This is a genomic window from Allobosea sp. P4_E12 (assembly GCF_056401655.1).
Window position 1 is genome coordinate 18,423 of record NZ_JBFUIY010000020.1, and the last position, 13,844, is coordinate 32,266.

The 13,844-nt window shown below is 66.1% G+C and carries 9 protein-coding genes and 1 pseudogene; 5 read left to right on the top strand and 5 right to left on the bottom strand.

Annotated elements, in window-relative coordinates; all coding sequences use genetic code 11:
- Positions 1–603, top strand: coding sequence for an ABC-type transport auxiliary lipoprotein family protein (locus AC1DW9_RS23565; protein WP_441506651.1), 603 nt, complete (start codon positions 1–3; stop codon positions 601–603).
- 198 nt (positions 604–801) lie between these two features.
- Here AC1DW9_RS23565 and AC1DW9_RS23570 read toward each other — a convergent pair whose 3' ends face one another.
- Positions 802–7,227: an apolipoprotein A-IV repeat region-like domain-containing protein gene (locus AC1DW9_RS23570; RefSeq protein ID WP_441506650.1), complete on the bottom strand. Its 6,426-nt coding sequence runs from the start codon at positions 7,225–7,227 to the stop codon at positions 802–804.
- Positions 7,228–7,494: 267 nt separating this feature from the next.
- Here AC1DW9_RS23570 and AC1DW9_RS23575 point away from each other — a divergent pair, with 267 nt between their 5' ends.
- Positions 7,495–7,833: an Hpt domain-containing protein gene (locus AC1DW9_RS23575; RefSeq protein WP_441489095.1), complete on the top strand. Its 339-nt coding sequence runs from the start codon at positions 7,495–7,497 to the stop codon at positions 7,831–7,833.
- Positions 7,834–7,917: 84 nt separating this feature from the next.
- The gene (locus AC1DW9_RS23580; RefSeq protein ID WP_069882120.1) at positions 7,918–8,238 is read left to right on the top strand and encodes a 2Fe-2S iron-sulfur cluster-binding protein; all 321 of its coding nucleotides are present in this window, start codon (positions 7,918–7,920) and stop codon (positions 8,236–8,238) included.
- 21 nt (positions 8,239–8,259) lie between these two features.
- On the opposite strand, the gene AC1DW9_RS23585 is transcribed toward AC1DW9_RS23580, so the two are convergent.
- Positions 8,260–9,498: an MFS transporter gene (locus tag AC1DW9_RS23585; protein ID WP_441506649.1), complete on the bottom strand. Its 1,239-nt coding sequence runs from the start codon at positions 9,496–9,498 to the stop codon at positions 8,260–8,262.
- A gap of 206 nt (positions 9,499–9,704) precedes the next feature.
- Between AC1DW9_RS23585 and AC1DW9_RS23590 the strand changes: the two genes are divergently transcribed.
- Positions 9,705–10,133 (top strand): universal stress protein, encoded by a 429-nt coding sequence (locus AC1DW9_RS23590; protein WP_476855196.1) that lies wholly within the window; start codon positions 9,705–9,707, stop codon positions 10,131–10,133.
- Between the two features lie 20 nt (positions 10,134–10,153).
- On the opposite strand, the gene AC1DW9_RS23595 is transcribed toward AC1DW9_RS23590, so the two are convergent.
- The 3 genes and pseudogenes from AC1DW9_RS23595 to AC1DW9_RS23605 form a co-directional block, all read right to left on the bottom strand.
- A complete protein-coding gene (locus tag AC1DW9_RS23595; protein ID WP_441489097.1) occupies positions 10,154–10,750 on the bottom strand; it encodes a hypothetical protein in 597 nt (198 codons plus the stop codon).
- Positions 10,751–10,782: 32 nt separating this feature from the next.
- Complete coding sequence (locus AC1DW9_RS23600; protein WP_476768488.1) at positions 10,783–11,958, bottom strand: vWA domain-containing protein; 1,176 nt, start codon at positions 11,956–11,958, stop codon at positions 10,783–10,785.
- 80 nt (positions 11,959–12,038) lie between these two features.
- A pseudogene (locus AC1DW9_RS23605) lies at positions 12,039–12,323 on the bottom strand (HU family DNA-binding protein); the annotation flags it as partial.
- Positions 12,324–12,600: 277 nt separating this feature from the next.
- On the opposite strand from AC1DW9_RS23605, the gene AC1DW9_RS23610 reads away from it, so the two are divergent.
- Positions 12,601–13,842 (top strand): flavin-dependent oxidoreductase, encoded by a 1,242-nt coding sequence (locus AC1DW9_RS23610; protein WP_441506647.1) that lies wholly within the window; start codon positions 12,601–12,603, stop codon positions 13,840–13,842.
- Positions 13,843–13,844: the final 2 nt, after the last annotated feature.

Here is a 13,844-nt window from a genome sequence, read left to right on the forward strand (position 1 = left end):
ATGCCGATGTCGTCCCGCCTTGCGCCAGAACCTGGCTTCACGCCGATCGCCGCTCTCGTCCTGGCCGTCTCGCTCACGCTGAGCGGCTGCAGCGGCGGCGCGACGCCCACCACCTACGATCTGTCTGCGCCGCGCGATTTCGGCCGGGTCGGAGGAGCGCGCGCAGCCCTCGTCATCAACGAGCCGACGACGGTCCAGACCCTCGATTCCGATCGCATGATTGTCCGGGACTCTGCCGGCGCGCTGTCGTTCCTCGGCGGCACGCAATGGGCCGACCGGGTTCCGAAGCTCGTGCAGATACGGTTGCTCCAGACTTTCGAGAACGGCAGCCGCATCGCGTCGGTTTCGCTGCCGGGCGAACGGATCGTTCCCGATTTCCAGCTCAACACGGATATCCGCAGTTTCAATATCGATGCTGCGACGAACTCCGCCGTGGTCGAGATCACCGCGAAGCTGGTCGGGGACCGGACCGGGCACATCCAGCGCGCCAAACTGTTCTCGGCCAGGGTGCCCGTCGGTGCCGTCGACGGTGCCGCCGCCGCCCGCGCGCTCGACCAGGCGCTGTCGAAGGTTCTGATCGATATCGTCCGCTGGGCTGCTTAGATCACGCTGTGTTTGGACGGAATCGTCCAAACACAGCGTGATCTACTCTCATTGTTGAGAGCATGCTCAATGCGAAAAACCGTCGCCACGTTTTCGCAATGTGCTCTGGGCGAAAGCGACATCGAGTTCGCAAGGCTTCAATGAAAACGGCCGCCCGATTGGGCGGCCGTTTTGCATTTCGGGGTGGTGGAGGGGCGCTTACTCGAAGCGCCCGCTCGCATGGGCCAGCATGGTGTAGACCTTGCCGGTCTCGGAGGTGAGGTAGGTCTTCGCCACCATCGAGTCACGGTCGTCCTTGGCCGCCTCGCCGAGCAGGCGCTCGAACTCGTCGATGTAGCGGTCGACCGTCTCCTTGAACTCCGCATCGCGGCGGTACTTCCGCCGGATCTCGTCGAAGGTCTGCTGACCCTGCAGGGTATAGAGCCGGCGCGTGAAGACGTTGCGCTCGCCGCGCTTGTAGCGGTCCCAGAGCTCGACGGCCGCATCGTGGTCGATCATCCGGGCGATATCGACCGAGAGCGAATCGAGCTTCTCGATCGAGTGCGCAGTCGGCTTGCTCGGCTCCGCCTGCCGGTCCTCACGCGAGGCGCGGTTCAGCAGATCGGACAGCCAGCCGGACTTGGCCGGGGGCTGTTCCGGTGTGGCCTGACGGCGCGAAGCGTCCGGTGCGGGCGTCGGGCGAGCCGGGGCTGCCTTCGCATCGGCGCGCGGTTCCGGCTTGGCAGGCTCGGCTGTCGCATCGATCGAGGGCCGCAGCGGTTCGGCCAGGGTCGTCACGCGTGCCTGCGTGACGGAGGCGGAATAGGCCGGGGCTGCCGGCATGACCGCAGCCGGACGGCGAGCCGGGGCTTCGGCAGGGCCGGCATTGCGCCCGGCGCGCGTCGCGATTTCGGTCAGCTCGTTGAGCGCCTTGATCTGCTCGGCAACCACACGGCGCATCTCTGCCGTCGATTCCTGCGTCTCCTTCGGCAGGTCGAGGACGCCGCGCTTCAGTTCGGAGCGTGTCGCCTCGAGCTCGCGCTGGATCTCGGTGGAGATCTTGCGCATGTCCTCGGCGGCGCCCTGGAAGCGTTCCGTGACCTTGGACAGCTCGTTGCCGAGTTCTCCGCTGACCTGCTCATAGGCCGAGCGCAGAGCGTGCGCAGTGCGCTCGCGCTCCTTGCCCGTGGTGGCACGGATCATCTCGAACTGCTGCATGATCGCGCCGGTCGTGGCTTCGGCCGACTCTGTCAGCACGCCGCCGATCTGGCGTGCGCGTGCTTCGGCGCTGCTCAGCGACTCGTCGATCAAGGCCGCGAAGGAGCGCGTGATCGTTTCGATGTCGTCGGTCTTGCCCGAGATCAGGCCATGCACTTCCTCGAGCGTGTCCTTGCGATCGGCGAGAGCCTTGCCGACACGCGCCTCGACCTGCTCGAGCCGCGAGGCAACAGCGTGCAGCGCAGCCGTGCTTGCCTGGGTAACCTCGGAGAGCGAGGTGCCCTGGCCGTCGAGCTGGCCGACAAGCGCAGCGGTCTGGCGCAAGGTGCCTTCCGAGAAGGCCTTGAGCTCCTCGACCTGGGCCGCGACCTGTTCCGTCGCCCCCTTGGTCTCGTCCATGACGGTGGCGAGCACTGCCTGCAGGTCGCTGACGCGCTCCGACAGGCCGGCCTCGATCGCGCCGAGGTTCTTGTTCGCGCCGTTGACGATCTGCTGCATCAGCTTGTTGGCTTCGCCCAGGCGGCCAAGCATGCCGCCGAGCTCGCCGCGAAGCTGCTCGTTGGTGCTGACCAGGGCTTCGACCGACTGGCGCGTTCCGACCTCAAGCGTGTCGCGCAGCCCCGCCGACGAGGTGTCGAGCGCAGCCGTGATCTCGGTGCCGCGTTCGCGCAGGCCGGCGAGGATCGAAGAGCCGCGGCTCTCGATGGCGCTGACCACGGTTTCGCCGACCGACGCGACCTCGTTGGCGATGGCCTCGCCGCGCAGGCCGAGCGCCGCAACCATGCCGCCGCCCTTGTCGTCGAACAGGGCGCGCAGTTCGTCGGCGCGGGCCCCGAGCGAGACCGAGATCTCCTCGGACTTGTTGTGCAGTGTGTCGGCGATCTGCTGGCCGCGCGTGTCGAGCGTCCCGGAGACGGAGTCGAGACGGTTGACCACGCGCTCCTCGAAGCGCGCGACGCTCTGGTCGAGCGTATCGGCGATCTGCAACGCCCGCCCGCCAAGGGTGGCGTTGATGGTATCGGCCTTCTCGCTGAGCGTGCGCGTGAGCGACTCGCTCTTCGAAGTGACGACGTCCCCGATCTCGTCTGCCTTTGCCGCCAGGGCTCGGGTGACCTCCCGGCCGCCCTCGGCAAGCACGCGGGCGATGTCGACAGTGCGTTCGACCAGCGCCTCGTTGAGCGCGGTGGCCCGCGAGCCGAGATTGCCGTCGATGCGGGCAATGAGCCCGTCAAGGGAGGTGGCGATCTCGGCACTCTTGGCGCCGGAACGCTCCTCGAACACCTTGATCTGCTCTTCCATGGCCGTCGCCGCTTCCTGGGTTCGGGCGGCGAGAATATCGGCGGCCTCTGCCGCGCGGGTGCCGATGCGGTCGGCCAGCGCCTGGCCGTCGCCGGTCAGCAGCCGCTCGGCCTCGTTCAGGCGCGCCGCCACGGATTCGGTGAATTCGCGCGTGTCTGTGCTGAGCTTGGTTGCAAGGGCTCCGCCCTGACGGACCACGATGTCTTCGAAGGCGTCGAGGCGGATGCCGAGCGCGGCTTCAACTTCGCGACCCTGCGTGTCGAACAGGCTCGTGAACGCGGCAAGGCGTTCGCCAAGGCCGCTCTCGATGTCGCGGCCCTGTGTGTCGAACAGCTGGGTGAAGGCCGCGAGGCGTTCGTCGAGGCCGCTTGCGATGCCGTGACCATGCGTGTCGAACAGCTGGGTGAAGGCCGTGAGGCGTTCGTCGAGGCTGCTCGCGACGCCGTGACCATGGCTGTCGAACAGCTGGGTGAAGGCCGCGAGGCGTTCGTCGAGGCCGCTGGCGATGCCGTGCCCCTTGGTATCGAACAGCTGGGTGAAGGCGGCGAGGCGCTGGTCGAGGCCACTCGCGATGCCGTGGCCCCTGGTATCGAACAGCTGGTTGAAGGCGGCGAGGCGCTGGTCGAGACCGCTGGCGATGCCTTGGCCCTTGTTGTCGAACAGCTGGTTGAACGCTTCGAGGCGTTCGTCGAGGCCGCCGGCGATGCCTTGGCCCTTGCTGTCGAACAGGTGGTTGAACGCTTCGAGGCGTTCGTCGAGGCCGCTGGCGATACCGTGGCCCTTGCTGTCGAACAGCTGGTTGAACGCTTCGAGGCGTTCGTCGAGGCCATTCGCGATGCCGTGACCCTGCGTGTCGAACAGATGAGTGAAGGCAGCAAGGCGCTCGTTGAGGCCCGTCTCGATGCCACGGCCCTGCGTGTCGAACAGCTGGGTGAAGGCGGCGAGGCGTTCGTTGAGGCTGGTCTCGATGCCACGACCCTGCGTTTCAAACAGCTGGGTGAAGGCGACGAGACGCTCGCTGAGATTGCTCTCGATGCCGCGGCCCTGCGAGTCGAACAGATGCGTGAGTGCGGCGAGGCGGTCGTTGAGGCCGTGCTCGATGACGCGCCCTTGCGAGTCGAAGAGCTGGGACAGGGAGACAAGCCGCTCGTTGAGCGTGGCCTCGATACCCCGACCCTGGGTCTCGAACAGCTCGGAGAAGGCAGCGAGGCGCGCAGCCAGGGTGCCGTCGATCTGGCGGCCCTGCGTATCGAAGAGCTGGTTCAGCGCGTCGTGGCGGCTTGCCAGCGTCTCGTTCAGCGCCTGGGCACGGTTCTCGACCGAGCGCAGCATCGACTCGGCATTGGCGGCCAGGGCCTCGTTGACGCGTCCCCCCTGCTGGGTCAGCGCCAGCACGATTTCCCTGCCGGTGTCGGCAAGAAGCGTGCGCGCGTCTTCTGCATGCACGGTGAAGGTGGCGCGCAACCCCTGTGTCGCTTCGCTGACAGTTTCGGCGACATGGCGGCCATCGACATTGATGGTCTCGGTGAGGCTGCGGGTGGCGTCGGTCATGCGCCGTGCCAGATCCTCGCTCTGCTCGCCGAGCAGGGTGTGAACCTCGCGGCCGGTGCTGACGAGATCGCGGATCATCGTCTCGCGCTGCTCGCCGAGCAGGGCGCCGACCTCCTGGCTGGTTTCGCCGAGGCGGGCGATGAAGCCGGCCTGCTGCTGCTCAAGTGCGGAGCGGGCGCTCTCGACGCTTTCCGTCACGCGGGTCGCAAGCGCATCGCCTTGTTCGCCGAGCTTGAGGTGGAGGTTCTCTCCGGTCTCGGCAAGCTGGGTGATCAGTGCGCCACCGCGTTCGGCGAGCAGGTTGTGCACGGAGCGGCCGACATCGGCGACCCGCGTGACCAGCGCCTGGCTCTGGCCGCTGAGCAGATCCTGCATGTCGAGGCCGGCCTGCGAGACCTTCACCGTCATGCCGCCGGTCTGCTCTTCGAGCAGGGCGCTGACCTTGGTGCCGGTCTCGGACAGGCTGGTGATGAGAGAGCTGCGCTGTTCGCTGATCAGGCTGTGGACTTCCTGCCCGGCAAGGCCGAGGCGCGCGACCAGGTTGTCGCCTTCCTGACCGATCAGGTTCTGGACATCCTTGCCGCTGCGGCCGAGGCGGGCGACGAGCGCATCGCCCTGCTCGTTCAGGAGCTTGTGCACGTCCTCGCCGGTCTGGCCGAGGCGGGCGGCCAGCGTTTCGCCATGGCGGTCGAGCAGGGATTCGACATCCTTCCCGGCGCCGGAGACGCGGCTGGTGAGCTTCTCGGCCTGCTGATCGAGCAGGGTATGCACGATCTCGCCGGTCTCGGAGAGGCGGGTCACGAGGCTGCCGCCCTGCTCGGTGAAGAGCCCATGCAGGCTGGTGCCGACATCGGTGATCCGGGTCGTCAGTTCGTCGCCCTGGCGGCCGACCGTATCCCCCAGCGATTTGCTCGCCTCGTCGAAACGCAGCACGATGGCGTCGCCGCGTTCGCGCAGCACGTCCTCGACGGTGCGGGCCGTCTCGGTGAGGCGGCTGACCAGCGTCTCGCCCTGGCTGTCGATCAGCCCGTGCACGTTGTTGCCGACTTCAAGCAGGCGCGAAGCCATGCTCTCATGCTGCCGGCTGAGCAGGCTGTGGACGCCGCGGCCGACCTCGGCGAGGCGCGTGGTGACGCTTTCGCCTTCGCTCGAGAGCGAGCTGCGCAGGGTCTCTCCGGTCTCCGCGATACGCTGGGTCAGCGTCTCGCTCTGGCCCTCGATCAGGCCGACCAGCGTGCGGCCGCTCTGCTCGAAGCGCTCGGCGACGGTGGTGCCCCGCTCCGAGATCTCCTGGGCCAGGCTTTCGCCCGTCTGCCTCAGGGTCTCGTTGACGGTCTCGACCCGCGCCGTCAGCGTCTCGACGACCTGCGAGCCGGTCTCGCTGATCGCCTTGGTGACGTCGCGGGCGCCCGAGGTTAGGCCCTCTGTCAGAACCTGGCCGGTACGCTCCAGCGAGGAGGCAATTTCCTGAGCGCGCCCGTCGAGCATCGTCGACAGGTTGTCGCTGGCGCCGGACAGCCGCTCGCTGACCTCGCCTGAAGTGATCTGCAGGCGTTCGACCAGTTCGTGGCTGCGGCCGCTGATCTCGTCGATCATGCGCTCACCGGCGCGGCCGAGCGCGACCGTGATCTGGTCGCCCTTCTCGCCGAGCGAGCCGGTGACGCGGTCGCCGGCCTGAGAGACGGCTTCGGCAATGCTGCGGCTGGCGCTTTCCAGATCCTTGGAGAGGGACTCATGTGCGCCGCTGATCGCGAATTTCACGCGCTCGGCATTGCCCACAACGGATTCCCGCTGGGTGACGAGCTCGTCGATAAGCGCGCGCAGCCGGATTTCGTTATCCGCATAGGCGCGCTCGAGCGTGGCGATCTCGCCGCGCACGATCGTTTCCAGTTCGCCGGCGCGTGCGACGGCGCGCTCGATGCCGTCGCCCATGGCGGCGACTTCTCGACGGATGGTCTGGCTCAACGAGAGAACGGAATCGGCGCCGACCACTTCCGGCTCGGCCAGGCGCAACGCGACCTCCGTCATCGCACGCGAGACGAGGCGCATCTCCTGGGTGCGGCGGTACAGTGCTGCGAGCACGAAGAAGAAGACGATGGGGGTGCCGATCGCCAATGCGAGCATGGCCCATTCGCCAGGGCCGAAGCCGGCGAGGCCTTCCGGCACGCCGCCGCTGAACGACCCGAAGCGGCCGACGAGCACGAAGGCGACGCCGGCGAGCCAGAGCAGCGAGGCAAAGCCCGCGAACCAGGAGGGGCGGCGCGAGGGGCGGACCGAGAAGGCCTGGACGAGGGAACTGGAATCGCGGCGGTCGTCATTGGCGACGCGGCTGGTATCGGGCGCGATCGCCGGGCGTGGGGCCGCTGCCTGCGGTGCGGGGGCGGGTTCCGGCGGCCTGGGCGCGGGCTCGACGCGAGGCAGGTCGAGCTTGAGATCGCCTTCAGTGGCCGAAGGCAGCTTCGGTTCGGATGGGTGGGGCTCCGCACCGAGGGGCTTCGACTGGTCGAGCCGCAGGGCCTCCTCGATCGCGGACATCGCCGCTTCTGTCGGGTCCTGGAGCTTGTTCTGTCGGGTCATGATTGCCGCCTCGCAACGCTACTTCGATGGGTCGACATCGCCGCGACCCTCGCGCTGCCGGGCGCCGCCTCTGGCGACCGACATCAGGAGGGACAATGCGCCCATCATTTACCAGTTGGAAGGGTAGTGGAGGCTCTATGCGATTGGAACCCATTTGAGGCCCCGATTCACAAACGTCGTTAACGCCTCGTTCACCATGTTGGCGCTTGTTTGAGCATGGGAGCCGCCAAGTCGGCTCGTACAAAATGCGTGTTTCCGAGTGCTCCAATGCCCCAAAAAGCCATTGATCTTGCTCACCTCGCCCGCCAGACCGGCGGCGATCACGACCTCGAGCGCGAGCTGCTGACGCTCTTCGCGCAGCAATGCATCAGCCATTTGCGGACGATCCATTCCGGCAGCGACATCAAGGCCAGGATGGACGCGGCGCATACCTTGAAGGGAGCGGCCAGCGCGATCGGAGCCTGGTCGGTTGCCGAAGCCGCCGATGCCATGGAACGCCAACTGGCTGGCGATGATCCGGCGCGCAGGGACAATGCGATGGATGCCCTGGCCCTGGCCGCGGCCGAGGCACGCGCTGCGATTTCCACGATCGATTGCGCCGCCTGAGGGGCGGTCAGGCGGTCAACGCTCTTTCCACAATGCCTGGAAATGCTCTAAGCGGTGCCGGCGTTGGCCCCGCCGGAGTTTATGATGCCGAAGATCACTTTCATCGATGCCCAGGGAGAAAGCCGTACCGTTGAGGCCGAGACCGGCTCGACGGTCATGGAAACGGCCGTGCGCAACGGGATTCCCGGCATTGAAGCCGAATGCGGCGGTGCCTGTGCCTGCGCGACCTGCCACGTCTATGTCGACGATGCCTGGGCCGAGAAGACCGGCCATGCCGAGTCCATGGAAGAGGATATGCTCGACTTTGCGTTCGACGTGCGCCCGACCTCGCGGCTCTCGTGCCAGATCAGGGTTCGCGACGAACTCGACGGTCTCGTCGTGCGCACGCCGGCCCGTCAGGGCTGAGCAGTCGGGCCTAGGGCGGTCCTACTCGGCCGCAGCCGGCACGACTGACGCCAGCATTGTCTCGCGCCCGGGCACGGGATGGCGCGGGACCAGGAAAGCCAGCGTCAGCGAGACGGTGGCGACCGCCGCGCCGATGTAGAAGACGATCGCAGGGTCGCGGATCCAGAGCAGTCCGAAGGTCACGGGCAGGAAGACTGCGGCGATGTGGTTGATCGTGAAGGCCACTGCAGAGGTCGGGGCGATATCGGCCGGGTCCGCGATCTTCTGGAAATAGGTCCTTTGCGCCAGGACGAGCGTGAAGAAGACCCCGTCGACGATGAAGAGTGCCCCGGCGACGAAGACGCCCCAGCCGGCGAAATGCCCGTGGCTTGCCAGCGCATAGCCGACGAAGACGGCGATCAGAGAGATGTTCTCGAGCTGGATCGTCGCACGTTCGCCGACACGCCCGACGAGATGGCCGAGCATCGGCCCCACGAAGGTGTTGATGCCGTAGGTCGCAAGCAGAAGCGTAGCCGTCGCTGCGACATCGTAGCCGAAACGCTCGACCAGCAGGAAGCCGCCAAAGGCCATGAAGATCTGCCGGCGCGCGCCCGACATGAAGGTCAGGGCATAATAGAGCCAGTAGCGCTTGCGCAGGACGAAGCCCTTGTTCTGCGGCACGGCACCCTGGAAGCGTGGAAACAGCAGCCAGGTGGCGCCGGTCAGGCAGATGGTGAGCAGGCCCGCCACCACAAAGATGATCGTGTAACCCGGCTGGAACAGCCGCCAGATCAGCGCGATCGAGCCGAAGGCAAGCAGCTGTGCGGCGGCCGAGGCGCCTGCGATCTTGCCGAGAAGCCTTGGGGCCTCCGCCTTGGGCAGCAATTGCAGCTGCAGGGATTGCTGCGCGGTCTCGTAGTAATGGAAGCCGAGCGACATGATCGTGGTGGTGATCAGGAGGCCACCGAGACTGGGATAGAAGCCGGTGATCGCAACCCCGAAGCCGAGCGTGAGCAGGCTGAGATAGGCGAGGATCTGCTCGCGCATGAACCAGAACAGGATGATCGCCGTGAAGGCGAGGAAGCCTGGAATCTCGCGGACGGATTGCAGGATGCCGATATCCTGCCCGGTGAAGCCGGCGGCTTCCTTGGCGAAATTGTTGAGCAGCGCGCTCCAGCTTGCAAAGCCGAGCCAGTTGACGAAGGCCAGCACCATCAGGAAGGCGGCAGGCGAGTGCAGCAGCCCGCGTGGCGGGCCTGAGGCGGGCTGGGCGTCGGTCACATCGGATTACCGGACAGGAGGAACGGCCATCGGCGCCGCCACGGACTTCACAAGACTGCTTCCGTGCGGCGATACTCTAGGCGAGGCCCGGGCTGCGTCAATTCCGCCCTGTCATGGCGACCATGCGGAACGCTGCGCGTGCCTGGATGTGGTATCGTAGGGCGGCGGCTGCGGAATCTGGCGATGCCGAAAATCGGGGGGATGCGATGTACAGATCGATTCTGGTTCCCGTTGATCTTGCCGAGGTTGACTTCGCGGCGCTCGCCATCAACGCGGCGGTGTCCTTCGCCGAAGCGTCAGGCGGAACCATAAGGCTGGTCTATGTCCGGTCGCTCGTGCCGATCACCTACATGGAGTTCGTGCCGGCTGATTTCGACACCGAACAACAGAGCGAGGCGGAGGCCAAGCTCGCCGATATCGCGGCGGGCATTCCGTTGCCGCCGGATCGTGTTTCCGCAAAGGTGCTGGTCGRTTCGATCCATGGAGAGGTGCTGGCGGAAGCCGATGCGAGCGGCGCCGATCTGATCGTGATCGGCTCGCACGAGCCCGGCATGCTCGCCTATGTCATCGGCTCCAATGCATCGGCCATCGTGCGCCGCGCGAAGTGCTCGGTGTTGGTCGTGCGCAGCGGCTGAGGCGGCCGGAAAGCGGCCTGTCAGCCTGCCGAGGCGCGCGGCACCAGGTCGTCCGGTACTTCGCCTGTCTGCAGCTCGCGGGGACGGTTGAGCTTGACCATCGGCCCGACCTGCCAGAGCGAGGCGAGAGCAAGCAGGATACCCAGCCATCCCGCCGAGCTGGAGCCCTGCAGGAAGGCGCGCAGCGTGAACATGATCAACATGAGCAGGGACAGGCCGCTGACCACGGTCAGCAGCAGCCAGTTCCAGTTCGGCTTGCCGGCGAGAAAACGGGCGCGGGGATTGGCCCTGACGATTGCGGCCGACAGCGCTTCGACAAAGGCACGATAGCCGGCATCGTCACGCTCCATGTCGGTGAGCGAGCGCCAGGACAGGTTGCCGAAGGTGATGCTCTTGCCGTCGCTCAGCCTGAGCTGCGTCTTGAATCCCTTCGAGGAGATATTGCTCGGCGCATAGACGAAGCGAACCTGCTCGACCGCCGAGAGCCTGACCTGATCGACCTTGCGTGTGCTGTCGATCTCGAGCGTATCGCCCTTCAGGCGGTACGTGATTTCGAAGCCGACCGGCTTGGGACGCTGGCGCCAGGACGGCGGGAGCGCATCATCGTCATCTTGCATGGCGGCAGCCATAGCGGCTCCCCGCGGACTTGTCAGCGGGCCAGTACCTTCATGGCGCCGTCCAGCCCGTCCAGTGTCAGCGGAAACATGCGCCCGCCCATCAGCCCGCCGATCTGACGGATCGACTGGGTATAGCTCCAGAGCTGCTGCTGGACCGGGTTGAGCCAGACCGATTTCGGGAAATGACCGGCCAGGCGCTGCATCCAGACCTCGCCCGCTTCCTCGTTCCAGTGCTCGACCGAGCCCCCGGGCATTGCAACCTCATAGGGACTCATCGAGGCGTCGCCGACGAAGACGATGCGATAGTCGGCCGAATAGGTCCGCAGGATGTCCCATGTCGATATGACCTGATCGTGCCGGCGCCTGTTCTCGCGCCAGACCCGTTCGTAGGGGCAGTTGTGAAAGTAGAAATGCTCGAAATGCTTGAACTCGGCCCGCGCCGCCGAGAACAGCTCCTCGGCCAGTTCGACATGCCAGTCCATCGAGCCGCCCACATCGAGGAATAGCAGCACCTTGACCGCGTTGCGGCGCTCGGGCCGCAACTGCACGTCGAGATAGCCGTGCTTGGCCGTTTCCGAGATGGTGTTGTCGAGGTCGAGTTCCTCAGCCGCTCCCGTGCGGGCAAAGCGGCGCAGCCGCCGCAATGCGACGCGCAGGTTGCGCACGCCGAGTTCGCGCGTGTCGTCGAAATCCTTGAACTCGCGCTTGTCCCAGACCTTGATCGCCCGGAAGTTGCGGTTGCTGTCCTGGCCGATGCGGACGCCCTCGGGATTATAGCCATAGGCGCCATAGGGCGAGGTCCCTGCAGTGCCGATCCATTTCGAACCGCCCTGATGCCGGCCCTGCTGCTCGGCGAGCCGCTGCTTCAGCGTCTCCCAGAGCTTGTCCCAGCCCATTGCCGCGATCTCGCGCTTTTCATCGTCGGTCAGGAATTTCTCGGCGAGCTTGCGCAGCCATTCCTCGGGAATGCCGGCCTGTTCGATCGCCTGCTGCAGGGTCTCCATGCCCTTGAATACCTGGGCGAAGACCTGATCGAATTTGTCGAGATGGCGCTCGTCCTTCACCAGGCAGGTGCGAGCGAGATAATAGAATTCGTCGACGCGGTGCTCGGCGAGATCGGCTTCCACGCCTTCGAGCAAGGCCAGGCACTCCCGCAGCGTGACGGGAACCTTGGCGGCGCGCAGATCGGTGAACAGACGGAGGAACATCGCCCCACTGTGCGGATGGCCGCGGCGGGGTCAAGCAGCACCGGCCCGAAGGCCAGGTGCTGCTTTAAAATATGATCGGCTTACGCCACCGCGTCGGCGAGGTCCTTGGTGACCTTGAACTTGACGACGGTCTTGGCGGGAACCTGGATCATGGCGCCGGTCGAGGGGTTGCGGGCCTCGCGGGCTTCGCGCTTGGCCGCCGACAGCTTGCCGACGCCGCCGAGCGTAACATCGTCGCCGGACTTCAGCGTCTTGGCGACGACGGCTGCGAGCGAGCCGAGGATGGCGGACACGTCGGTCTTGGTCTTGCCGGTTTCGTCGGCAATGGCGGCGATCAGTTCGTTCTTGGTCATGAAACTCTCCTGAAGAACGGTGTTGCTTAGTCGTCGCTGGGGAGGACGCTAATTCCTGCTGCCGTCGCGAATCGCGCGACGACTGGATGTCCGCCCTATGCGAAACTGCCACTTGGCACGGTTGACGTCCAAAAACACGGCATTGGGGCTAGATACGCACAGCATTTCGCTTCGTTCCCGCCTCTGGAGTGCAAAAAATCAGCGGGGCGGCCACCAGGACAGGGGTCATTGACAAATCTTGCCCTGTTATTTCAAGTTTAAAATAATGAATACTGATGCGGGGGGACGCATGAAGGTTGTTATCGTCGGAGGCGGAATCGGCGGCCTGACGCTCGCATTGATGCTGCACGCGCGCGGCATCGCCGCCACCGTCTACGAGCAGTCGAGTGATATCCGCGAGGTCGGCGTCGGCATCAACACCTTGCCGCATGCGATCGGCGAACTGGCCGAGCTCGGCTTGCTTCCGGCGCTTGATGCCGTCGCGATCCGGACGCGCGAACTCATCTACATGAACCGCTTTGGCCAGACCGTCTGGCGCGAGCCGCGTGGTCTCCATGGGGGGGCGCCGGTGCCGCAGTTCTCGATCCATCGCGGCCGCCTGCAGGGGGTGATCTGCGCGGCTGTGCGCGAGCGCCTGGGGGAGGGCGCTCTGCGAACCGGGCGCCGGCTGCAGGGGTTCGTCCAGGACGAGGGCGGAGTGACAGCCCATTTTACCGATGCGCGTCGCGGCGAGGCTGGCGAGACGGCGCGTGCCGACGTGCTGATCGCGGCCGATGGCATCCACTCCAGCGTGCGCGGACATTATTTCCCGAACCAGGGGGCGCCGCGCTGGAATGGCGTGCAGATGTGGCGCGGGGCTTGTGACTGGCCGGCCTTCCTCGACGGCGAGAGCATGATCATCGCCGGCGGCATGGCCGGAAAACTGGTGCTGTATCCGATCGCCGCGGGCAGCAAGCCCGGCACGCGGCTAACCAACTGGGTCGTCAATATCCGGACGGGGGATCCGGCGAAGCCGCCTCCGAAGGAGGCCTGGTCGAAACCGGGCAGGCTTGAGGATGTGCTGCCCTATGCCCGCCGTTTCTCGATTCCCGGCGTCGACATCCTTGCGCTGATCCAGGCCTCGCCCGGATTCTGGGATTACCCGATGTGCGACCGCGATCCGCTGCCGCGCTGGACCCATGGCCGCGTCACGCTGCTCGGCGATGCCGCTCATCCGATGTACCCGGTCGGCTCGAACGGGGCCTCGCAGGCGATCCTTGATGCGCGCGCGCTTGCCGATGCGCTGGTCCGCAGCGAGCATCCGCGTCAGGCGCTGGCGGCCTATGAGGCTGTGCGCCTGCCGGCAACGGCGCAGGTCGTGGCCTTGAACCGGGTTGGCGGCCCCGAACGTGTGATCGATGCCGTCGAGGCGCTCGCGCCGAATGGTTTCGACGATGTCGAACGGGTCATGAGTTACGCAAGGCGTGAGGCCATCGTGAAATCCTATGCCGGCAAGGCCGGCTTTGCGCCGGAGCAGCTGACCCGGCGCTGAGG